Here is a 22135-nt window from a genome sequence, read left to right as displayed (position 1 = left end):
GCTGCTTGCGGGACGCACCGCCACTCGGTGACTCCCAGCTTCGCCGGATAGGGGAGATCCTCGGAGTCTCTCTCACTCGGCAGAACGCCACACCGGCCTGAGCTGGTCCACGTCGAACAGCTTCCGGCCCTTGCCGCTCGGCTCAGCGATGACGGCGTGAAGCACACGCTTGATCATCTCTCGCTTCTGGGTGAGCGTCTTCCCTTCCCATTCCACGTCGATATCCGCAGTGGCTTGCTCGGCAGCCGCGACCAGTGCCTGATGCGCGGCCTGGTCGGCGCGCAGCTCCTTGACGAGCGAGTCGAGAGCGGGGAGATTGCGGAAGAAGGCCTCGTCGTCGATCTCGCCGGTCTGCCAACGTTGTTCGAGAGCATTCCTTCGCCTGACAGCGGCCCCCAGCTCGTCGCCCCTCGTCCAGTCGGGGACCTCCTGAGCAGCGGCGGTGGCATCCTTCTTGAGCTTCGCCCGGACCAGCCGCTCTATGTGCTTGTCCGTCTCATCGCCGCGCTTGTACGTCTTGTTGCAGCCACCGTCCACGGTCTTCTTGCACATGTACGCGTGCTTGTAGCTGACCCAGTCGTTTGCCTTGATGCCGATCATCTTGTTGTTGCAGGTGGTCCCGTCGTCCAGCACGCTGCCGCAGCGAAGGATGCTGGTCAGCAAGTACTTGTGGACAAGACCGCCGCGAGGCTGGCCGGTGCCTCGGCCGCGCTTTCTGATCGTGGCCGCGACGGCGAACCACTCTTTGGCAGTGATGATGGCTTCCCACTCACCCACGATGGGTTGCCCATCGTCGCCGCGCACCAACTCGCCCTTGATCTCGCGGTAACCGCAGAGTCGGGCGTTGAGGAGTACCTGCTTCACGGTGGCGTACTGGAACGGATTGCCCCGGCTGGTGAGGAACCCCGCCTCTTTCCACTGCGCGGTGACTTCGCTGACCGATGCCCCAGCGATCACGTCCTTGACGGCCTTGCGGATCGCATCCGCTTCCTTGGGTCGAAGCGTGATCTTGTCATCGTCCCAGCCGAACGGGCGCCACGCGGAAACCGACTGTCCCCGGATCGCACGGTTGTGATGGCTGGTGCGACTGCGGCGCTGCTTCTTCCTCGTCTCGGCGAGCGACATGGCGACGCCCACCAGCCCTTTGACCTCAAACCCCTCGGCGTAGAGGTCCTGGAGCCCGTTGGAGTCGAAGTAGACCCGCTCAGGGTAGGCGGTGAAGGCGCGGAGGTACCGTTCCCAGTCGCCGGTACAGCCGGTCATCGTTGATCGCCATGACGCCGTGGATGGGGTAGCCCTCTGGGGTGCGGCCTGTGTTCAGGTCCACAAGCATCTGCTCGAAGTCGTCCCGGACTACTTCCTCTTTGCTGGCACTCTTGTCGTTGTCCGTGTACCGGTAGACGACCAGCCAACCGAGCGCCTTCGCCTTGGCCATAAGCTCGCGGTGCTGGTCCTCGATGCCGTGAGCATCTTTTGCGCGTCCGTCGAAGGAGATGCGCGCGTAGCAGACGACGCACTTGAGCGCCGGGTCCGCGGCCAGCATCGCCTGGACTTCGGCCACTGACAGCACGTCGGCCGGCACACCTCGAAGCCTGCTGACGACCTCGTCCCGTGTGGCCACATCTCGATGAAGATCTCGCAGGACATCCGCCGTGAACACGGTGCCAGCCGGGCTGGGATCGCCGAGGGGATGGCGCAGAAGTCGAAGGAGTTCGCGCAGGCGGGGAACCGGGTGTACCTGCCGATCGCGGACTGAGTCTCGGCGTGTGCGGGCGTCCCCGGCGCCCCGGCCCGGTGGGTGCGGGACGGGGTGGCGGGGTGCGCGCCGGGCCTTCGGGGGCGAGGTGCCGCCCTCGGCGTGAGAGCGCGGGGCGCTGGTTACTCCGGTTGGTGTTCCGGGCCTCCGTAGTCCGGGCTGCTGAAGTCGGGACTGGAGAAGCGCGGGCGGCGGCTCGGGGCTCCGTCGTCCGGGCTGCTGAAACCTGGTCGGCCGTAGCCGAGTTGCGGCATGCGACCGGTCGGCGACGCCGGGCCCGTATGCCCCGGTGCGGGGGAGCGCGGGTCGGCGAGCGCGTCGCGCAGGAACGGCAGGATGCCCCGTTCGAGCAGGGCCTCCTCCCAGGCTTCCCTGGCCTGGGCGACCTCTTCGCCCAGTTCGGCGTAGGCGCCGCTGTCGAGCGAGGGGCGGTTGCGCAGCGCGGTGAGCAGCAGCCCGGCGGCGGCGGCGAGGATCGCGGCCGCGGTCAGGGCACCGAACACCCAGCCCGCGGTGATCATGGACTGGGCGAACGCCTGGGTCGGGTCCAGCATCCTCAGGATGTAGCCGACGAGCAGGAAGAGGGCCGCGGCGGTCCCGGCGAGGACAGGAGCGAGCACCGCGACGACGGCGCCCGCGCCCGCGCCGTGGGCCTCGGTGACCTCGCCCAAGGTGGCGGCTGGTCGGGCGGGCCCGCCCGACTCGGCCGAGTCGGCCTCGATGAGGGAGGACGGGACGGCCGGCGCCGGCCGGCGCAGTTCCTCGCGGACCTTGACGTAGTGGTGGTACTCGGTCGACGCGGCCGCCGTTATGACAGCGGTGGCGCTCAGCGCCATGGTGCGCAGTTGTTCCGAGTTGAGCCGCTGCCCGGCAGCGGCCAGTTCCGGGTGGTGTGGGGCGGAGCGCAGCGCCTCATCGAGGATCCGCTCGTATTCCTGGCGGTCCTCGCTCAGCAGGTGCTGCGGAACGCTGTTCATGTGCATCCCCCGATGCTCCGTAGGGCTTGGGGCTCGCATGGCGGCGAGCCGTCGGGCAGAAACGGAGGGGAGCCTGCTACGGATAAGCCGATGGTAGAGCCGTGACGGCGCGCGGTGACAGGGGGTTTCCACAAATTGGATGCCGACCTGCGCGGTCGTCTCGACAGGCGGGCTGCCCGGTGAACGGTCAGATGTCGAGGGGCAGTTGCTGGACCAGCAGCTTTCCGGCCATGGTTACGCCGCCGTCCATGGCGATGGCGAGTCCGTCGGCATAGATGTGCGGTCCCTCCACGACCGGACCCGCGGACTCCTCACCGTCCTCGGAACCGACTTCGCCCAGCAGATAGGGAATGGGGCTGTGGCCGTGAACGATACGGGTGCCGCCGTACGTATCGAGCAGGGAGCGCACGGCGTCGGCGCCGCCCTCGTCGCGGAAGGAGAAGCGCTTGGTGAACTTGCGGAACAGATCCCAGACTTCGTTCGCGTCGTTGCGGGTGAGCGTCTCGCGGACGGTGTCGTTGACCTCTTCGATCGAGGCACCGTAGTCGAGATAGGAGGTGGTGTCGGAGTGCACGAGCAGGTAGCCGTCGACCGCCTCGACGGCGTCGAGACGGGCCATCCACTGGAGGTGGTGGTCCCGGAGACGGTCCATGTCGGACTTCTGGCCGCCGTTGAGCAGCCAGGCCGCCTGGAAGGTCGCGGTGCCCGCGCCGGAGTTGACGGGGGTGTCGCCGAACCGCTTGGCGCCGAGCAGCAGCAGCTCGTGGTTGCCCATGAGGGCCTTGCAGTAGCCGCCGGCCGCGGCCGCCTCCGCGGACAACCGCATCACGAGGTCGATGACGCCGATGCCGTCCGGGCCGCGGTCGGTGAAGTCGCCGAGGAACCACAGCCGCGCGGTGCCCGCGCACCACTGGCCGGCGGAGTCGACGAGTCCCTTCTCCTGGAGCGCGGCGACCAGCTGATCCAGGTAGCCGTGCACGTCACCGACGACGTAGAGGGGGCCCGGGCCGGTGGCGGACTGCCGGGTCGGCGCGGAGACCGGGTCGACCGCCACCTGAAGCGTGTCACCGCGCTTGATGACCGGCAGGTCGCGCTCGGTGGGCGTGTACGCGGCCGGGTAGCCCTCCTTGGGCGCCGCGGGCGCCGCTGGGGCCTCCTCGGGCGGCCGGACCGTTTCGGCGGGCTGCGTGCCGTGGGCGTACGGACCGGTCTCGTTCACGTACGCGGGAACCCGGAAGTCGCGCAGCGTAGCCGTCCGCTCCACCTCGGGTCCCTGACCGGCCCCCTGAGTCATCGACCCCTCCACCATCGCGCCGCCTGTGCACCGCTTCGGACTGCCTGGTCGCAGCGGCCCGCGGTGTCGTGGGCCCATCATAGGAACGCGGATCGCGCCATGTGATGACCCAGGGGTGGTGAATCGGGACTGGACTCCGGTTCACCGTGGCTTTCGCCCCGATTGGACAGACTTCGGCAATCCCGCGGCCACCCGTGTCCTAACGGTCCTCCGACACGCGGGGCGGGCTGACCGTCCTGCGCTGGGTACGCCGCTGGGACGAGGTCCGCACGATCAGCTCGGTCGGTATGACCTGCTCGACCGGTTGGTCCGACTCGACCCCTTCGATGGCGTCGATGAGGAGCTGGACGACCGCCGTGCCGATCCGGCGCGGCTTCAGGGAGAGCGTGGTGATGGGCGGGTCGGTGCTGGCGTACACCGTGGACTCGCTGCAGCACACCAGCAGCAGGTCGTCGGGGACGCGCAGGCCGTAGCGGCGGGCGGCGGCGAGCAGATCGGTGCCGTTGGGGTCGAACAGTCCGTAGACGGCGTCGGGCCGGTCGGGGCGGGCCAGCAGCCGGTCGGCGGCGACGGCGCCCGCGCACGGGTCGTGGGCGGGGTAGGCCTCGTACACCGGGTCCTGGCCGACGAGCTTGCACCACTGGAGGTAGGCGGTCGTCGACAGGTGGGTGTAGGTGTCCGTCGTGGTGCCGGTGAGCAGGCCGATACGGCGGGCGCCGGCCTCGGCGAGGTGGTCGAGGATGCCGAGGACGGCGGCTTCGTGGTCGTTGTCGACCCAGGCGGTGACCGGGAGCGGGCCGGCCGGGCGGCCGTCGCTGACCACCGGTAAGCCCTGCCGCACCAGCTCGCTGACGACCGGATCCTGGTCGGAGGGGTCGATGACGACCGTGCCGTCCAGGGCGACGTTCGACCACACGTCGTGGCGCGAGGTCGCGGGCAGGATGACGAGGGCGTAGCCGCGGGCGAGCGCGGCCGAGGTGGCGGCGCGGGCCATCTCGGCGAAGTACGCGAACTCGGTGAAGGTGAAAGGTTCATCCCCGTACGTCGTCACGGTCAGGCCGATGAGGCCCGACTTGCCGGTACGGAGAGTGCGGGCCGCGGCCGAGGGGCGGTACCCCAGCCGGTCGGCGACCTCGCGGACGTGGCGCCGGGTGGCGTCGGGGAGGCGCCCCTTGCCGTTGAGGGCGTCGGAGACGGTCGTGATGGATACTCCGGCGGCGGCGGCCACGTCTCTGATGCCCGCCCGGCCCGGCCGGCTCCCTCGGCGTGAGGTTTCCGCGCGGCTCACCTGGTGCTTCCCTGCTGCTGTCATGGCGAGCCGATAGTAGGGCTCTTGCGGTGGGGTAGTGCGGACGCATATGCACGCGTTGACAGGCACGTTTCTGCATGGTCGTTGTGGTCCAAGTGCCTTTGAAACCATGGCAGTTACCCGGTGTCATGTTAGGACGTGACGCGGTGGCGCGTATGGGCCTGCCGACCCCTCGATGTCTCGAAGAGGTCTCAACTCACCTTCACGAGGGATGCGCGCCACGGCGCAAGCCACCGGCGCATAGATATATGTGGACGCGCCCCCCATTTCGTATGCATTCGCATGAAGACGTCGCTGATGTCGGTGTGACGGACGAAGCCGGCCTCGCGCACGAGTGATGGCTTCCGACCCATACGCAGCGGCGCCCAATCCTCATAAGGTGTGCAGTATTGGATGCCGGTGGTGGTCACGAGGAGGACTGCGGTGAGCGAGACAAGCCCGAAGCTGCGCGCCGAGCTGGAGGGTATCCCCACCTACAAGCCGGGGAAGCCCGCTGCGGCCGGCGGTCCGGTGGCGTACAAGCTGTCCTCGAACGAGAACCCCTACCCGCCGCTGCCAGGGGTCATGGAGACGGTGACGGCGGCCGCCTCCTCCTTCAACCGCTACCCGGACATGGCGTGCACGGCCCTGACCAACGAGCTGGCCGAGCGCTTCGGCGTGCCGGCCTCGCACGTGGCCACGGGCACCGGTTCCGTCGGTGTCGCCCAGCAGCTGATCCAGGCCACCAGCGGCCCCGGCGACGAGGTCATGTACGCCTGGCGGTCCTTCGAGGCGTACCCGATCATCACGCAGATCAGCGGGGCGGCGTCCGTGCGGGTCCCGCTGACGCCGGGCGATGTGCACGATCTGGACGCGATGGCGGACGCGATCACCGAACGCACGCGCCTGATCTTCGTCTGCAACCCGAACAACCCGACCGGCACGGTGGTGCGGCGGGCCGAGCTGGAACGGTTCCTCGACCGCGTGCCCTCCGATGTGCTGGTGGTCCTGGACGAGGCCTACCGCGAGTTCATCCGCGATGCCGAGGTGCCGGACGGGGTGACGCTCTACCGCGACCGGCCGAACGTCTGCGTGCTGCGCACGTTCTCGAAGGCCTACGGGCTCGCCGGGCTGCGCGTCGGCTTCGCCATCGCCCACGAGCCGGTGGCGGCGGCGCTGCGCAAGACGGCCGTGCCGTTCGGCGTGAGCCAGCTGGCGCAGGAGGCGGCGATCGCCTCGTTGCGCGCCGAGGACGAGCTGCTGGGGCGGGTCGGCTCGCTGGTGTGCGAGCGCACCCGTGTGGTCGACGCGCTGCGCGCCCAGGGCTGGACGGTGCCCGAGACGCACGCCAACTTCGTGTGGCTGCGGCTGGGGGAGCGGACGGTCGCCTTCGCCGGGGCCTGCGAGCGGGCCGGCGTGGTGGTCCGGCCGTTCCCCGGTGAGGGCGTGCGGGTCACCGTCGGGGAGACCGAGGCGAACGACATCTTCCTGAAGACGGCGGAGGCGTTCCGCAAGGAGGCCTGATCCGGTCGGGCTGGATCCGGTCAGGTCTGGGTCGGCAGGTCTGATCCGGTCGGGCCTGAGCCGGCTCTCGGCCGGCCGAGAGCGTCGCGGCGTTCGCGAGGAGGGGGTCCCCCCAGGGCTTGGGGGGACCCCCCCGTCGTTGTTCGAAAACAGGTGCGCCATAATTGCTTGTGAATGTGAACGCGTTCACAAGCGGGTCCGATTGTTGCCTGTTGTGCAGGACACATCGGGATGAACCGCCGCCGTGATCGCGGTGACGTAAGGAGAGTGACGACGTGAACCTGGCGTTGGCGCCGGAGACACTGGCGCGCTGGCAATTCGGCATCACGACCGTCTACCACTTCCTGTTCGTTCCCCTGACGATCTCGCTGGCCGCCCTGACGGCCGGTCTGCAGACCGCCTGGGTGCGCACGGAGAAGGAGAAGTACCTCAGGGCCACCAAGTTCTGGGGCAAGCTCTTCCTGATCAACATCGCCATGGGCGTGGTCACAGGCATCGTGCAGGAGTTCCAGTTCGGCATGAACTGGTCGGACTACTCGCGCTTCGTCGGTGACATCTTCGGTGCCCCGCTCGCCTTCGAGGCACTGATCGCGTTCTTCTTCGAGTCCACGTTCATCGGACTGTGGATCTTCGGCTGGGACAAGCTGCCCAAGAAGATCCACCTGGCCTGCATGTGGATGGTGTCGCTCGGCACGATTCTGTCGGCGTACTTCATCCTCGCGGCCAACTCGTGGATGCAGCACCCCGTCGGCTACCGGATCAACGAGACCAAGGGCCGCGCCGAACTCACCGACTTCTGGGCGGTGCTGACCCAGAACACGGCACTCAGCCAGGCCTTCCACACACTCTCCGCCGCCTTCCTGACCGGTGGCGCCTTCATGGTCGGCATCGCCGCCTACCACCTTGCCCGCAAGAAGCACGTGCGCGAGATGAAGACCTCGCTGCGGCTCGGCCTGGTCACGGTCGTCATCGCCGGACTGCTCACCGCGGTCAGCGGTGACGTCCTCGGCAAGGTCATGTTCAAGCAGCAGCCGATGAAGATGGCTGCGGCCGAGGCGCTGTGGGACGGACAGGAGCCGGCGCCGTTCTCGGTCTTCGCCTACGGCGATGTGGACAAGGGCCACAACACGGTGGCCGTCGAGATCCCCGGCCTGCTGTCCTTCCTGGCCAACGACGACTTCACCTCCTACGTCCCCGGCATCAACGACGTCAACAAGGCCGAGCAGGAGCAGTTCGGGCCCGGCGACTACCGGCCCAACATCCCCGTCGCCTACTGGGGATTCCGCTGGATGATCGGGTTCGGCATGGCGTCCTTCGCCATCGGCCTCGCGGGACTGTGGCTGACCCGCAAGAAGTTCCTGCTGCCCCGGCATCTGCGGGTCGGCGACGACGAGGTGCCCCATCTGGTGCTGCTGCCGAACAAGGCACTCGGCCCGCGGCTGACCACCTGGTACTGGCGCATCGCCATCTGGACGCTGGCCTTCCCGCTGATCGCCAACTCCTGGGGCTGGATCTTCACCGAGATGGGCCGCCAGCCGTGGGTCGTCTACGGCGTGCTGCAGACCCGGCACGCGGTCTCCCCCGGTGTCTCCCAGGGCGAGGTCCTCACCTCGATGACCGTCTTCACGCTGCTCTACGCCGTTCTCGCCGTGATCGAGGTCAAGCTGCTGGTGAAGTACGTGAAGGGCGGTCCGCCCGAGCTCACGGAGGCCGACCTCAACCCGCCCACGAAGATCGGCGGCGACGAGCGTGACGCCGACAAGCCGATGGCCTTCTCGTACTAGGCCGAGGGAGCTGCACAGTCATGGAACTGCACGACGTCTGGTTCGTCCTCATCGCCGTCCTGTGGACCGGCTACTTCTTCCTGGAGGGCTTCGACTTCGGGGTCGGCATCCTCACCAAGCTGCTCGCCCGGAACCGGCCCGAGAAGCGGGTCCTGATCAACACCATAGGCCCGGTCTGGGACGGGAACGAGGTCTGGCTGCTCACGGCGGGCGGTGCCACCTTCGCCGCCTTCCCGGAGTGGTACGCCACGCTCTTCTCCGGCTTCTATCTGCCGCTGCTCGTCATCCTGGTCTGCCTGATCGTGCGCGGAGTCGCCTTCGAGTACCGGGCCAAGCGGCCGGAGGAGAACTGGCAGCGCAACTGGGAGAACGCGATCTTCTGGAGCTCGCTGATCCCCGCCTTCCTGTGGGGTGTGGCCTTCGGCAACATCGTGCACGGTGTGAAGATCGACCGGAACCTCGAGTACGTCGGCGGTGTCGGAGACCTGCTCAACCCGTACGCGCTCCTCGGCGGACTGGTCACCCTGACGCTGTTCACCTTCCACGGCACGGTGTTCACGGCCCTGAAGACCGTCGGTGACATCCGCGAGCGGGCGCGGAAGCTGGCTCTGCGCGTGGGTCTGGTGACGGCCGTGGCGGCGTTGGCCTTCCTGCTGTGGACCCAGGCCCACACGGGCAACGGCAGGAGCCTGGTGGCGCTTCTCGTGGCGGTGGTCACCCTGGTGTCCGCGCTCGCGGCGAACCAGGCGGGGCGCGAGGGCTGGGCGTTCGCGCTGTCGGGCGTCACCATCGTGGCCGCCGTGGCGATGCTGTTCCTGTCGCTCTTCCCGAACGTCATGCCGTCCACGCTCAACGCGGACTGGAGCCTGACGGTCACCAACGCCTCGTCCAGCCCGTACACCCTGAAGATCATGACCTGGTGCGCCGGGATCGCCACACCGATCATCCTGCTCTACCAGGGGTGGACCTACTGGGTGTTCCGTAAGCGGATCGGCACGCAGCACATCGCCGAACCCGCGCACTGAGTCCGGTGAGGGTGTGTTTCACGTGAAACACACCCTCTGGGCCGAAGGGCATGTTCTCCATGAAACCGATCGATCCGCGACTTCTGCGTCACGCCCGTGCCACCCGGCTCTTCCTGGTGGCCGTCGTCGGGCTGGGCGCCATCGGGGCATGCCTGGTCATCGCTCAGGCGATGCTCATCGCCGAGGTGGTGGTGGGCGCCTTCCAGCACCGGATGCCGGTCGCCGAACTCCGCACTCCCCTGCTGCTGTTGGCCGTCGTCGCCTGCGGCCGTGCGTTGGTCTCCTGGCTGACCGAGCTGGCCGCCCACAGGGCGAGCGCGGCGGTGAAGTCCGAGCTGCGCGGGCGCCTGCTGGAGCGGGCGGCGGCGCTCGGCCCCGGCTGGCTGAGCGGGCAGCGCACGGGCTCGCTCGTGGCCCTGGCGACGCGCGGTGTCGACGCCCTGGACGACTACTTCTCGCGCTATCTGCCGCAGTTGGGGCTGGCCGTGGCCGTCCCGGTGGCGGTGCTCGTCCGGATCGTGACGGAGGACTGGGTCTCGGCGGCCATCATCGTCGCCACCCTGCCCCTCATCCCCGTCTTCATGATGCTGATCGGCTGGGCCACGCAGTCCCGCATGGACCGTCAGTGGCGGCTGCTGTCCCAGCTGTCGGGGCACTTCCTGGACGTCGTCGCGGGACTGCCGACCCTGAAGGTGTTCGGCAGGGCCAAGGCACAGGCGGAGTCGATCCGGCGCATCACCGGGGAGTACCGGCGGGCGACCATGCGCACGCTGCGGATCGCCTTCCTGTCCTCCTTCGCCCTGGAGCTGCTTGCCACGCTGTCGGTGGCGCTGGTCGCCGTGACGATCGGCATGCGGCTCGTGAGCGGCGACATGGACCTCTACATCGGGCTGGTCATCCTCGTGCTCGCGCCCGAGGCCTATCTCCCGCTGCGTCAGGTGGGCGCGCAGTACCACGCGGCGGCGGAGGGGCTGGCGGCCGCCGAGGAGATCTTCGCGGTGCTGGAGACCCCGGTGCCGGAGTCCGGCACCGGGACCGTGGACGCCGGGGCCCTGACCTTCGAGGACGTGAGCGTCCGCTATCCCGGTCGGTCCGCGGACGCGGTGACGGATGTGTCCTTCTCGGTGCGGCCGGGGGAGACGGTCGCGCTCGTCGGCCCGAGCGGTGCGGGCAAGTCGACGCTGCTGAACGTCCTGCTGGGGTTCGTGAAGCCCAGTGCGGGCCGGGTGCGCGTCGCGGAAGCCGATCTCGCCGACGTCGACCTGGAGCAGTGGCGTTCGCGCATCGCCTGGGTGCCGCAGCGGCCGCACCTGTACGCGGGAACGATCGCCGAGAACGTACGGCTGGCGCGGCCCGACGCGGACGACGCCGCCGTACGCGGAGCGCTGGCCGACGCCGGTGCGCTGGAGTTCGTGGACGCGCTGCCGGAGGGACTGGACACCCTGCTCGGAGAGGACGGGGCCGGGCTCTCCGCCGGGCAGCGGCAGCGGCTCGCGCTCGCCCGGGCCTTCCTCGCCGACCGTCCCGTCCTGCTGCTCGACGAGCCGACGGCGGCCCTGGACGGAGCGACCGAGGCGGAGGTCGTGGACGCGGTGCGGCGGCTGTCCGCGGGCCGGACGGTGCTCCTGGTGGTGCACCGGCCCGCACTGCTGGACGTGGCGGACCGGGTCGTGCGTCTCGACGGGACGGAGTCCCGCGGGGCGGCGCCGGCTGTGGCCCGCACCGCCGAGGCACGCCCCGTGCGAACGGCCGAACCCGGACCGGCCTCGGCTCCGATCGAACCCGGGACCGAGGCCACCACCGTCGCGCGCGGCGTCCTCGCCCGGGTTCGGGCGATGTCCGGTCCCCGGCGCGGCCGACTCGCCCTCGCCCTGCTCCTGGGCAGTCTGGCGCTCGGCAGCGCGGTCGGGCTGATGGCGACCTCCGGGTGGCTCATCTCACGGGCGTCCCAGCAGCCGCCCGTGCTCTACCTGATGGTGGCCGTCACGGCGACCAGGGCCTTCGGCATCGGGCGTGCGGTCTTCCGGTACGCGGAGCGGCTGGTCTCGCACGACGCGGTGCTGCGGATGCTCGCCGACACTCGGGTGGCCGTCTACCGGAGGCTGGAGCGGTTGGCGCCCGCCGGGCTGCGTCGGATGCGCCGCGGCGATCTGCTGACGCGGCTCGTCGCCGACGTGGACGCGCTCCAGGACTACTGGTTGCGCTGGCTGCTGCCCGCCGGCGCGGCCCTGACCGTGTCCGCCGCCTCCGTCGCCTTCACGGCCTGGCTGCTGCCGGAGGCCGGGGCGGTGCTCGCGGCCGGCCTGCTCGCGGCCGGGGCAGGCGTCCCGCTGGTCACCGGGGCCGTGGCCCGGCGTGCCGAGCACCGGCTCGCTCCCGCGCGCGGCGCCCTCGCCACCCGCGTGACCGAACTGCTCACCGGAACCGCCGAACTGGCCGTCGCGGGCGCCCTGCCCACCCGCATCACCGAGACCCGGCGGGCCGACCGGCTGCTCACCCGGATCGCCTCGCGCGCCGCCACCGCCACCGCCCTCGGCGACGGGCTCACCGCGCTGATCTCCGGACTGACCGTCGCGGCGACCGCCCTCGTCGGCGCCCAGGCGGTCACCGACGGACGGCTCGGCGGCGTGACCATGGCCGTCGTCGTCCTCACCCCGCTGGCCGCCTTCGAAGCCGTCCTCGGCATGCCGCTCGCCGTGCGCTACCGGCACCGGGTACGCCGCAGCGCGGAGCGGGTGTACGAGGTCCTGGACGCCCCCGAGCCCGTCCGTGAACCGGAGCGGCCCCGGCAGGCGCCCGCCTCGCCGTTCCCGCTTGCCGTCAGGAACCTGACGGCGCGGTACGCGGGGCAGGACCGGGCGGCGCTCGCCGGACTCGACCTGACGCTCCAGGAGGGCCGCAGGGTCGCCGTGGTCGGGCCGTCCGGCTCCGGCAAGACGACGCTCGCCCAGGTGCTGCTGCGCTTCCTCGACGCGGAGACGGGCACATACACCCTCGGCGGCGTCGACGCCCACGCTGTGGACGGCGACGACATACGGCGGCTGGTCGGGCTGTGCGCCCAGGACGCGCATCTCTTCGACAGCTCGGTCCGCGAGAACCTGCTGCTCGCGAAGAAGGACGCGACCGAGGCCGAACTGCGGGACGCCCTCGCCCGGGCCCGGCTGCTCGGCTGGGTGGACGCCCTGCCCGACGGACTCGACACGCTCGTCGGCGAGCACGGTGCCCGGCTGTCGGGCGGACAGCGTCAGCGACTGGCCCTGGCCCGCGCGTTGCTCGCCGACTTCCCGGTGCTGGTGCTCGACGAACCCGCCGAACACCTCGACCTGGCGACCGCCGACGCGCTCACCGGAGATCTGCTGGCCGCCACCGAGGGCCGTACGACGCTGCTCATCACCCACCGCCTGGCCGGGCTGGCGGCCGTGGACGAGGTGATCGTCCTCGACGAGGGGCGCGTCGTCCAGCGGGGACCGTATGCCGAGCTGGCCGCGCTGCCGGGACCGCTGCGTCGGATGGCCGAACGGGAGGCGCAGACGGAGCTGCTGGTGGGCGCGCCGTAGCGACCCGTTCGTGGCCTCCCCCGGCGGGCGGTCCGCCCGCTACGGACGCTCCCCCAGCAGCCGCTCGATGACGATCGCGACCCCGTCCTCGTTGTTGGCGACCGTCCGTCCGGACGCCGCGGCGATCGCGGCGGGGTGCGCGTTGCCCATGGCGTAGGACCGGCCTGCCCAGGTGAGCATCTCCACGTCGTTCGGCATGTCGCCGAAGGCGACGACCTCCTCCTGCGAGATGCCGCGCTCGGCACAGCACAGGGCCAGAGTGCTCGCCTTGGAGACGTTCGGACCGCTGATCTCCAGCAGGGCGCTGGGGCTGGACCGGGTGATGGTGACGTGCTCGCCGGCGGCGAGGCGGGCGACGGTGAGGAAGGCGTCGGGATCCAGCGTGGGGTGGTAGGCGAGGATCTTCAGGATCGGCTGGCCGGCTCCGGCTCCGTCCGGCGCCAGCAGTTCCTCGGCCGGCGCGAGGACGTCGGCCATCTCCATGTGCAGCTTCGGATAGACCGGCTCCTGATGGAAGCCGTAGGTCTGCTCGACCGCGTACACCGTGCCCGGTGCCGCCTCGCGCACCAGCCGCACGGCGTCCAGCGCGTTCTCCCGGGCCAGCTCCCGCACCTTCACGAAGCGGTGGGCGCCGGAACCGCCGTGCAGGTCGACCACGGCGGCGCCGTTGCCGCAGATCGCCAGGCCGTGGCCGTGCACATGGTCGCTGACCACGTCCATCCAGCGGGCCGGGCGGCCGGTGACGAAGAAGACCTCGATGCCCGCCTCCTCGGCCGCGGCCAGGGCGGCGATCGTGCGCGGGGAGAGCGACTTGTCGTCGCGCAGCAGGGTGCCGTCGAGATCGGTGGCGATCAGCCGAGGCGGAACGCCGGGAGTGCCCCCCGGCTCGAACGAGGTCGAGAGCTGGGGTGAGGCCGGGGTCTCGGGCCGTCGAGTCGCTGAGGTCACCGCGTCATTGTCATCTATATGTCCGCACGATCGTGCGAGAGTTCGCACATTTGAGGGGTTGTCTCGGTCACGTCAGCTGGGAGGGGGCTTCCATGGCGATCCGCTCGAAGACCTTCTGGTCCGCGGCGAAGTCCGAGTCGGGGATCGGCCAGTGGATCACGATCTCGGTGAAACCCAGCTCCTGGTGGCGGCCCGCGAAGTCGACGAATGCGTCGAGGGACTCGAGCGGACGACCGCGGTCGGGGGTGAATCCGGTGAGCAGGACCTTGTCGAGCGCAGAGGCGTCACGGCCCGCCGCGGCACACGCGTCCGCGAGCTTCTCGGTCTGGGCGCGAATGGCTTGAACGGACTGCTCCGGCGTGCCGTTCTCGTACAGCTTCGGATCACCCGTGGTCACCCAGGCCTGCCCGTACCGTGCGGCGAGCCGCAGTCCGCGCGGCCCGGTCGCGGCCACGGCGAAGGGCAGCCGGGGCCGCTGCACACACCCGGGGATGTTGCGCGCCTCGTGCGCCGAGTAGAAGTCGCCCTCGTACGACACCGTGTCCTCGGTCAGCAGCCGGTCGAGCAGCGGAACGAACTCGGCGAAGCGGTCGGCCCGCTCCCGCGGCGTCCACGGCTCCTGACCCAGCGCGGTGGCGTCGAAGCCGGTGCCGCCCGCGCCGATGCCGAGGGTGATCCGGCCCCCGGAGATGTCGTCGAGAGAGATCAGCTCCTTGGCGAGGGTGACCGGATGCCGGAAGTTCGGCGAGGTCACCAGGGTTCCCAGCCGCATTCGGTCCGTCACGGCCGCGGCGGCGGTCAGCGTCGGCACGGCCCCGAACCACGGGCCGTCCCGGAAGCTGCGCCAGGACAGGTGGTCGTAGGTGTAGGCGGCGTGGAAGCCGAGCTGTTCGGCACGTGTCCATGCCGAACGGCCGCCCTCGTGCCAGCGGCGGTAGGGAAGGATCACGGTGCTCAGACGCAGACTCATGACCCCGAGCCTAAACACCCGTGGCTGTTTCACGTGAAACGGTCACCGCAGCCGGCCGGCGGCCATGGACTGAAGTGGATCAACGGGCCTCGGAAAACCGCAGGTACCGGGGCGGCACGGACTGCGTCAGCCACACACCGTTGGCGCTGACATGGAAGACATGGCCGTCGCGGTGCATGGCGGCCGCGTCCACCGCGAGGACGATCGGGCGACCGCGGCGGGCGCCGACCCGGGTCGCGGTCTCGCGGTCGGGCGAGAGGTGCACGTCATGCCTGTTCATCGGCCGCAGCCCCTCGCTGCGGATCGCCTCCAGGTTGCGGGCCACGGTCCCGTGGTAGAGGTACGGCGGCGGGGTCGCGGCCGGCAATCCGAGGTCGACCCCGATGCTGTGGCCCTGACTGGCACGGATACGGCTGCCCTCGACCGCGAAGCGCCGTTTGTCGTTGGTTGCGACCACATGGTCCAGTTCCCCGCGGCTGAACCGGAAGCCGTGCGCGGCCGCCGCCGCGATCAGCGCGTCGATCTCGACCCAGCCGCCCTCGTCGAGCGTGAGCCCGATCCTCTCGGGCTGGTGGCGAAGGTGCTTGGCGAGGTACTTCGACACCTTCACGGTGCGTCTTTCGTCCATGCCACCAGCGTGCCGGGAGAGACGCGGATCACGCAGGTCAATTTCGCCCGGGAGGTTTGATCCACAGCCAAGTGATGTTGTCCACAGGCAAGAGGTGCGAAGCTGTGGACAACTGGTCTCCGATTCAGGGGTGTTGGCCCGGATCCGCGGCACCCAGCGGCGGCTTCGCCCGTGCGAGCCGGCGCCGCGCCCGCGGAGTGAAGCGGGACATCGCGCGGAGGAGACGGGCCTCCGGCGTCACCGGTACCACCGCCTCGTCGTGCACGACCGCGCGCAGGATCGCGTCGGCCACCTTCTCCGGCGGGTAGCCGCGCAGTCCGTACAGGCGGGCCGCGCGGCGCCGCCGGCGCTTCTCCCCCTCCGCGTCGACGCCCGCGAAGTGCGCCGTGGACGTGATGGCGGTGTCGACGAAGCCGGGACAGACCGCCGTGACGCCGATCCCCTGCCCGGCCAGCTCCGCGCGCAGGCACTCGCTCAGCATCAGCACCGCCGCCTTGGAGGTGCTGTAGGCGGGCAGGGCCTTGGAGGGCTGGTACGCCGCCGCGGACGCGGTGTTGACGATGTGGCCGCCCTGTCCCCGCTCGGCCATCCGCTTCCCGAACAGCCGGCAGCCGTGGATCACTCCCCAGAGATTGACGTCGAGGACCTTCCTCCAGTCCTCGGGGGTGTGGTCGAAGAACGAGCCGGACAGGCCGATGCCCGCGTTGTTCACCAGGACGTCCACCACGCCGTACTCGGCGTCGACCTTCTCGGCCAGCTTCTCCATGGCCTGCTCGTCGGAGACGTCCACCGCCTCGGCCCAGGCGGCCGGCGCCCCGAGCTGCCGGGACTGCTCGGCGGTGCGGGCCGCGGCCTCGGCGTTCCGGTCGACGGCCACCACCCGTGCGCCGGCCCCGGCGAAGGCGTACGCCGTGGCCCGTCCGATGCCGCTGCCCGCGCCGGTGACCAGCACGAGCTGCCCGGCGAAGCGTTCGGCGTACCTCCCGGTGGCGGCCGGCCGCGGCTGCCCGTCCTCGGTGGCCGTGACGAACTGCGTGATCCAGGCCGCCAGCTGGTCGGGCCGGGTGCGCGGGATCCAGTGCCCGGCGGGGAGCGTGCGGCGCACCAGGCCGGGGGCCCACTGCTCCAGGTCGTCGTACAGGCTCTCCGAGAGGAAGGCGTCGTCGAGGGGGGTGATGAGCTGCACCGGCGCGTGCGCGTGGGCGTCCGCCCGTGGTCTGCGCAGCCGGGCCCGCACGTTGTCCCGGTACAGCCAGGCGCCGTGCGCCGCGTCCCGGGGCAGCGACGAGGTCGGGTAGTCGTCGCCGGGGACCTTCTCGACACGCCTCAGAATGCCCGGCCAGCGCTTGCCGAGCGGACCGCGCCAGGCCAGCTCGGGCAGCTTGGGCGTGTGCAGCAGGTACACGTACCAGGACTTGGCGCCCTGGCCGAGGAGCTGGCCCACGCGGCGTGGGGTGGGGCGCCTGACGCGCTTGGCGATCCAGTGGCCGAAGTGGTCGAGGGACGGCCCGGACACCGACGTGAAGGTGGCGATCCGGCCCTCGGTGCGCCGGACGCTGACGAACTCCCAGGACTGCACCGAGCCCCAGTCGTGCCCCACCAGGTGCACCGGCCTGCCGGGGCTCACCGCGTCCGCGACCGCCAGGAAGTCGTCGGTCAGCTTGTCGAGGGTGAAGCCCCCGCGCAGGGGCCGCGGCGCGGTGGAGCGGCCGTGGCCACGGACGTCGTAGAGCACGACGTGGAAGCGGCCGGCGAGGCGCTCGGCGACCTCCGACCAGACCTCCTTGCTGTCCGGATAGCCGTGCACCAGGACGACCGTGGGCCGCTGTGCGTCGCCCAGTTCGGCCACGCACAGCTCGACCCCGCCCGTGCGCACCCGGCGCTCCCGCGCGCCCTTCAGCGTCGTCACTTCTCCTCCGCTCTCCTCCACCGAGGTCGGACACGGCTGCCGAACGTGCCTGTGCTGTGACGCTGGCGACTGTGGCAGTTGTTAGACCAGTCGTCAACAGTGTGGTCCGGATGCCGGAATCCCGCAGGCCGCCCGGCCCTCAGGGGTCCGACCCCTAAGGTCCCCGTAATACTCGAGGCGGACTCCAAGACGGCTCTGGGGTCTGACGACCGGCGTGGTCCGGATCACTACCGTCGAAGACGTGACTGTGATCGCGACCGAAAGCCTGAGCAAGCGGTTCCCACGGGTGACCGCGCTTGACCGGCTCTCCGTGGACGTCGGACCGGGTGTGACCGGACTCGTCGGTGCCAACGGAGCCGGCAAGTCCACACTCATCAAGATCCTGCTGGGTCTGTCCCCCGCCACTGAGGGCAGCGCCGAGGTGCTCGGCCTCGACGTCGCCACCGAGGGCGCCGCCATCCGTGAGCGCGTCGGCTACATGCCGGAGCACGACTGCCTGCCGCCCGATGTCTCGGCCACCGAGTTCGTCGTCCACATGGCGCGCATGTCCGGTCTGCCCCCGACCGCCGCCCGCGAGCGCACCGCGGACACCCTGCGCCACGTCGGCCTGTACGAGGAGCGCTACCGCCCCATCGGCGGCTACTCCACCGGTATGAAGCAGCGCGTGAAGCTCGCCCAGGCCCTGGTGCACGATCCGCAGCTGGTCTTCCTCGACGAGCCGACCAACGGCCTCGACCCGGTCGGCCGCGACGACATGCTCGGCCTGATCCGCCGCATCCACACCGACTTCGGCATCTCCGTCCTGGTCACCTCCCACCTGCTGGGCGAACTGGAGCGCACCTGCGACCACGTCGTCGTCATCGACGGCGGCAAGCTCCTGCGCTCCAGCTCCACCACCGACTTCACCCAGACCACGACCACCCTCGCCATCGAGGTCACCGACAGCGACGAGCACCCGGACGGCACCCGCGCGGTGCGCGACGCGCTCCACGCGCGCGGGGTCGAGACCCAGGACGGCACCGGGCTGCCGGGCGCGGGACACGTCCTGCTGCTCACCGCCCAGGGCGAGGAGACGTACGACCTGGTGCGGGACGTGATCGCGGACCTCGGCCTCGGCCTGGTGCGCATGGAGCAGCGGCGGCACCACATCTCGGAGGTCTTCCGGGACAGCGACGAACAGCGCGAGACACAGGGGAAGGAGGCGGTCGGCCATGGCGGTTGAACCCACCGCGGCAGCGCCCAAGGGTGACCAGACCCGCATCCACAACATCGGCTACCGCAGCTACGACGGCCCCCGCCTCGGCCGCGCCTACGCCCGCCGCTCGCTGTACTCGCAGTCCCTGCGCGGCGCCTACGGCCTCGGCCGCTCGGTGAAGTCCAAGGTGCTGCCGATACTGCTGTTCGTGGTGATGTGCGTGCCCGCGGCCATCATCGTCGCCGTCGCGGTCGCTACCAAGGCCAAGGGCCTGCCCATCGAGTACACGCGCTACGCCATCATCATGCAGGGCGTCATCAGCCTGTACATCGCCTCGCAGGCACCCCAGTCCGTCTCGCGCGACCTGCGCTTCAAGACCGTGCCGCTGTACTTCTCACGGCCCATCGAGACCGCCGACTACGTGCGCGCCAAGTACGCGGCGCTGGCCTCCGCGCTGTTCATCCTGACCGCCGCCCCGCTGCTCGTGCTCTACGTGGGCGCGCTGCTGGCCAAGATGGACTTCGCCGACCAGACCAAGGGATTCGCCCAGGGAGTCGTCTCCGTGGCACTGCTCTCACTGCTCTTCGCCGGCATCGGCCTCGTCATCGCCGCCGTCACCCCGCGCCGCGGCTTCGGCATCGCCGCCGTGATCGCGGTACTGGTCATCTCCTACGGCGCCGTCTCCACCCTCCAGGCCATCGCGGAGGCCCGGAACAACTCCGGCGCCATCCCCTGGATCGGCCTGTTCTCACCGGTCACCCTCGTCGACGGCGTGCAGACCGCCTTCCTGGGCGCGACCTCCTCGGCACCCGGCGCCGCCGGCCCGGGCAGCGGACAGGGCGTCGTCTACGTCCTCGTCGTCCTGGGCCTCATCGCCGCCGCATACGGCCTCCTGCTGCGCCGCTACAAGAAGGTGGGACTGTGACGACCCTCAGCATCGACCACGTCTCTCGCTGGTTCGGCAACGTGGTCGCCGTCAACGACATCACCATGACGATCGGCCCCGGCGTCACCGGGCTGCTCGGCCCCAACGGTGCCGGGAAGTCCACGCTGATCAACATGATGGCCGGCTTCCTCGCCCCCTCCACCGGCACGGTGACCCTCGACGGGCAGCCGGTGTGGCGCAACGAGAAGATCTACCGGCACATCGGCATCGTCCCCGAGCGGGAGGCGATGTACGACTTCCTCACCGGCCGCGAGTTCGTCGTCGCCAACGCCGAACTGCACGGCCTGGGCGCCAAGGCCGCCCAGAAGGCGCTCGCCACCGTCGAGATGGAGTACGCGCAGGACCGGAAGATCTCCACCTACTCCAAGGGCATGCGCCAGCGCGTCAAGATGGCGTCCGCGCTGGTCCACGATCCCTCGCTGCTCCTGCTCGACGAGCCGTTCAACGGCATGGACCCGCGCCAGCGCATGCAGCTGATGGACCTGCTGCGGCGCATGGGCGACGAGGGCCGCACCGTGCTGTTCTCCTCCCACATCCTGGAGGAGGTCGAACAGCTCGCCTGGCACATCGAGGTCGTCGTCGCCGGACGGCACGCCGCCAGCGGCGACTTCCGCAGGATCCGCCGCCTGATGACCGACCGGCCGCACCGCTACCTGGTGCGCTCCAGCGACGACCGTGCCCTGGCGGCCGCGCTGATCGCCGACCCGTCGACGTCCGGCATCGAGGTCGACCTCGCCGAGGGCGCGCTGCGCATCCAGGCCGTCGACTTCGGTCGGTTCACGACCCTGCTCCCTCGGGTGGCCCGGGACCACGGCATCCGGCTGCACACGGTCTCGCCCTCCGACGAGTCCCTCGAGTCCGTCTTCTCGTACCTGGTCGCGGCGTAGGAGGCCCAAGATGTACGACCCCACAGTCGCCCGGCTCACCTACCGGGCCCTGCTCGGCCGCCGTCGGGCCCTCATCCTCGGCGCGCTGCCGCTGCTGCTCATCGTGATCGCCGCGGCCGTCCGCGCCCTCGCCGGAGCCGACGACCAGACCGCGGTGAACGTCCTGGGCGGGTTCGCGCTCGCCACCATGGTGCCGATCATCGGCGTCATCGCCGGCACCGGAGCAATCGGGCCGGAGATCGACGACGGCTCGGTGGTGTACCTGCTGTCCAAGCCGCTCAAGCGGTCGACGATCATCTTCACCAAGCTGATCGTGGCGATCGCGGTGACCATGGTCTTCTCCGCGGTGCCGACCCTGGTCGCCGGGCTGATCCTCAACGGCAACGGGCAGCAGATCGCCATCGCCTACACCGTCGCCGCGCTGGTCGCCTCCATCGCCTACGCGGCCCTCTTCCTCCTGCTGGGCACGGTCTCCCGGCACGCGGTGGTCTTCGGGCTCGTCTACGCGCTGGTCTGGGAGGCGCTGTTCGGCTCCCTGGTGCCCGGGGCGCGCACGCTGAGCATCCAGCAGTGGGCGCTGGCCGTGGCGCACAAGGTCGCCGGCGGGGACATGGTCACCTCCGACGTCGGGCTGCCGACGGCGACGGTGCTGCTGGTGGTGGTGACCGTCCTGGCCACCTGGTACGCCGGGCAGAAACTGCGGTCGCTGACCCTCGCCGGCGAGGAGTGAGGCATCCGATCGAGGCCGGGCGGTCCTGCCCGGCCTTGACGGAGGCTTCACCTTCACCCGGGCACACTGGGCAAAGCGGATGAAGCGGCAGGAGGGCGTGATGGCGGGCGAAGTGCCGGAGAGCGAGGGCCGGGGGACGACCGGGGACACCTGGGACACCTGGGACGACGTCGTCCTGGACGCCGACTTCATACGCGCCGCCGGGACCGCCGAGCCGTCCGGCCGGGCACGGATGCTCGCCGCGCGCTGGCGCCGCGAGGAGCCCGAGCCCCAGCCGTGGCGCTCCGACGAACCGCCCGCCGGATGGTTCTTCAGCAAGGCCCGCCGGCGTCGGTGGCGGCGGCGGTGAAGGGGCCCGGGGCGCCCGGTAATTCGGTGGCACCGAAGCCGTCGTAGCGGCACAGTGGTGGTGTTCACCGCGCCGGACCGAATCGGCGCCACGTTCTGGGAGAGGAGCTGGGCGATGTCGATGCACGGCAGTACGCCGAGCTCCCTTCAGGGCAGCCCGCGGCGGGCTCCGGAGTAACTACCGGCTCCGTCGAGCCCGCCTCGCACGGGGAGCTGCCCGGGGCGGCCGCTTCGAGCACGCGAATTCCTTCGCGTGGGCCGCCCACCCGGAGGATTGGCCGAGTGGCAAGGCACCGGCTTGGTTCAAGCCGCGGTCGGGGTCACCCCCGCGCACGTTCGATCCGTGCATCCTCCGCAGAGACTGAGGGC

18 protein-coding genes, 1 tRNA gene and 1 pseudogene are annotated in these 22135 nt (G+C 70.4%); 11 read left to right on the top strand and 9 right to left on the bottom strand.

What is annotated here, in order from left to right:
* Positions 1–72: 72 nt before the first annotated feature.
* Together ACIQFZ_RS28370 and ACIQFZ_RS28365 are read right to left on the bottom strand one after the other, a co-directional pair.
* A complete protein-coding gene (locus tag ACIQFZ_RS28370; protein WP_402692451.1) occupies positions 73–1263 on the bottom strand; it encodes a recombinase family protein in 1191 nt (396 codons plus the stop codon).
* Positions 1205–1582: a recombinase family protein gene (locus ACIQFZ_RS28365; protein WP_402692450.1), complete on the bottom strand. Its 378-nt coding sequence runs from the start codon at positions 1580–1582 to the stop codon at positions 1205–1207. The genes ACIQFZ_RS28370 and ACIQFZ_RS28365 overlap by 59 nt, the downstream gene beginning before the upstream one ends.
* Positions 1583–1624: 42 nt before the next feature.
* On the opposite strand from ACIQFZ_RS28365, the pseudogene ACIQFZ_RS28360 reads away from it, so the two are divergent.
* Positions 1625–1756 (top strand): annotated as a pseudogene (locus ACIQFZ_RS28360) (thiamine biosynthesis protein ThiC); the annotation flags it as partial.
* A 122-nt stretch (positions 1757–1878) separates the two neighbouring features.
* Here the strand turns inward: ACIQFZ_RS28360 and ACIQFZ_RS28355 are convergent.
* From ACIQFZ_RS28355 to ACIQFZ_RS28345, 3 genes are all read right to left on the bottom strand, one after another.
* Positions 1879–2739: a hypothetical protein gene (locus tag ACIQFZ_RS28355; protein ID WP_365774827.1), complete on the bottom strand. Its 861-nt coding sequence runs from the start codon at positions 2737–2739 to the stop codon at positions 1879–1881.
* Positions 2740–2920: 181 nt separating this feature from the next.
* Positions 2921–4042, bottom strand: a complete 1122-nt coding sequence (locus ACIQFZ_RS28350) for a metallophosphoesterase (protein WP_365774828.1) — start codon at positions 4040–4042, stop codon at positions 2921–2923.
* A 184-nt stretch (positions 4043–4226) separates the two neighbouring features.
* The gene (locus ACIQFZ_RS28345) at positions 4227–5339 is read right to left on the bottom strand and encodes a LacI family DNA-binding transcriptional regulator (protein WP_365423969.1); all 1113 of its coding nucleotides are present in this window, start codon (positions 5337–5339) and stop codon (positions 4227–4229) included.
* Between the two features lie 420 nt (positions 5340–5759).
* On the opposite strand from ACIQFZ_RS28345, the gene hisC reads away from it, so the two are divergent.
* From hisC to cydD, 4 genes are all read left to right on the top strand, one after another.
* On the top strand, positions 5760–6839 hold the full coding sequence (gene hisC / locus ACIQFZ_RS28340; protein WP_365774829.1) for a histidinol-phosphate transaminase: 1080 nt from the start codon (positions 5760–5762) through the stop codon (positions 6837–6839).
* Positions 6840–7114: 275 nt separating this feature from the next.
* Positions 7115–8623, top strand: coding sequence for a cytochrome ubiquinol oxidase subunit I (locus ACIQFZ_RS28335; protein WP_365423963.1), 1509 nt, complete (start codon positions 7115–7117; stop codon positions 8621–8623).
* A 20-nt stretch (positions 8624–8643) separates the two neighbouring features.
* On the top strand, positions 8644–9648 hold the full coding sequence (gene cydB / locus ACIQFZ_RS28330) for a cytochrome d ubiquinol oxidase subunit II (RefSeq protein ID WP_365423960.1): 1005 nt from the start codon (positions 8644–8646) through the stop codon (positions 9646–9648).
* Positions 9649–9707: 59 nt separating this feature from the next.
* On the top strand, positions 9708–13205 hold the full coding sequence (gene cydD, locus ACIQFZ_RS28325; protein ID WP_402692449.1) for a thiol reductant ABC exporter subunit CydD: 3498 nt from the start codon (positions 9708–9710) through the stop codon (positions 13203–13205).
* Between the two features lie 39 nt (positions 13206–13244).
* Here cydD and ACIQFZ_RS28320 read toward each other — a convergent pair whose 3' ends face one another.
* From ACIQFZ_RS28320 to ACIQFZ_RS28305, 4 genes are all read right to left on the bottom strand, one after another.
* The gene (locus ACIQFZ_RS28320; RefSeq protein WP_365774831.1) at positions 13245–14153 is read right to left on the bottom strand and encodes a Cof-type HAD-IIB family hydrolase; all 909 of its coding nucleotides are present in this window, start codon (positions 14151–14153) and stop codon (positions 13245–13247) included.
* A 67-nt stretch (positions 14154–14220) separates the two neighbouring features.
* Positions 14221–15123, bottom strand: coding sequence for an LLM class flavin-dependent oxidoreductase (locus ACIQFZ_RS28315; RefSeq protein ID WP_384082707.1), 903 nt, complete (start codon positions 15121–15123; stop codon positions 14221–14223).
* A gap of 79 nt (positions 15124–15202) precedes the next feature.
* Positions 15203–15751, bottom strand: a complete 549-nt coding sequence (locus ACIQFZ_RS28310) for an RNA 2'-phosphotransferase (RefSeq protein ID WP_402692448.1) — start codon at positions 15749–15751, stop codon at positions 15203–15205.
* Positions 15752–15875: 124 nt separating this feature from the next.
* Complete coding sequence (locus tag ACIQFZ_RS28305) at positions 15876–17660, bottom strand: SDR family oxidoreductase (RefSeq protein ID WP_402692447.1); 1785 nt, start codon at positions 17658–17660, stop codon at positions 15876–15878.
* A gap of 247 nt (positions 17661–17907) precedes the next feature.
* Between ACIQFZ_RS28305 and ACIQFZ_RS28300 the strand changes: the two genes are divergently transcribed.
* The 6 genes from ACIQFZ_RS28300 to ACIQFZ_RS28275 all read left to right on the top strand — a co-directional run bounded on the left by ACIQFZ_RS28300 (position 17908) and on the right by ACIQFZ_RS28275 (position 22121).
* Positions 17908–18882: an ABC transporter ATP-binding protein gene (locus ACIQFZ_RS28300; RefSeq protein WP_361421178.1), complete on the top strand. Its 975-nt coding sequence runs from the start codon at positions 17908–17910 to the stop codon at positions 18880–18882.
* Positions 18872–19780 carry an ABC transporter permease gene (locus tag ACIQFZ_RS28295; protein WP_383056739.1) on the top strand — a complete coding sequence of 303 codons (909 nt, stop codon included), beginning with the start codon at positions 18872–18874 and terminating at the stop codon, positions 19778–19780. The genes ACIQFZ_RS28300 and ACIQFZ_RS28295 overlap by 11 nt, the downstream gene beginning before the upstream one ends.
* Entirely contained in the window at positions 19777–20688 is a 912-nt protein-coding gene (locus ACIQFZ_RS28290) for an ABC transporter ATP-binding protein (protein ID WP_365423940.1), read from the top strand. The genes ACIQFZ_RS28295 and ACIQFZ_RS28290 overlap by 4 nt, the downstream gene beginning before the upstream one ends.
* 10 nt (positions 20689–20698) lie before the next feature.
* Positions 20699–21418: an ABC transporter permease gene (locus tag ACIQFZ_RS28285; RefSeq protein WP_365423937.1), complete on the top strand. Its 720-nt coding sequence runs from the start codon at positions 20699–20701 to the stop codon at positions 21416–21418.
* Between the two features lie 100 nt (positions 21419–21518).
* Positions 21519–21767 (top strand): hypothetical protein, encoded by a 249-nt coding sequence (locus tag ACIQFZ_RS28280; protein WP_402692446.1) that lies wholly within the window; start codon positions 21519–21521, stop codon positions 21765–21767.
* Positions 21768–22034: 267 nt separating this feature from the next.
* Positions 22035–22121, top strand: a tRNA-OTHER gene (locus ACIQFZ_RS28275).
* Positions 22122–22135 lie beyond the last annotated feature (14 nt).

Origin of the sequence: Streptomyces sp. NPDC093064 (assembly GCF_044754605.1) — a bacterium.
Lineage (GTDB): Bacteria > Actinomycetota > Actinomycetes > Streptomycetales > Streptomycetaceae > Streptomyces.
Note: the sequence above shows the minus strand (reverse complement) of the source record. Positions and strands in the feature narration are given on the sequence as shown.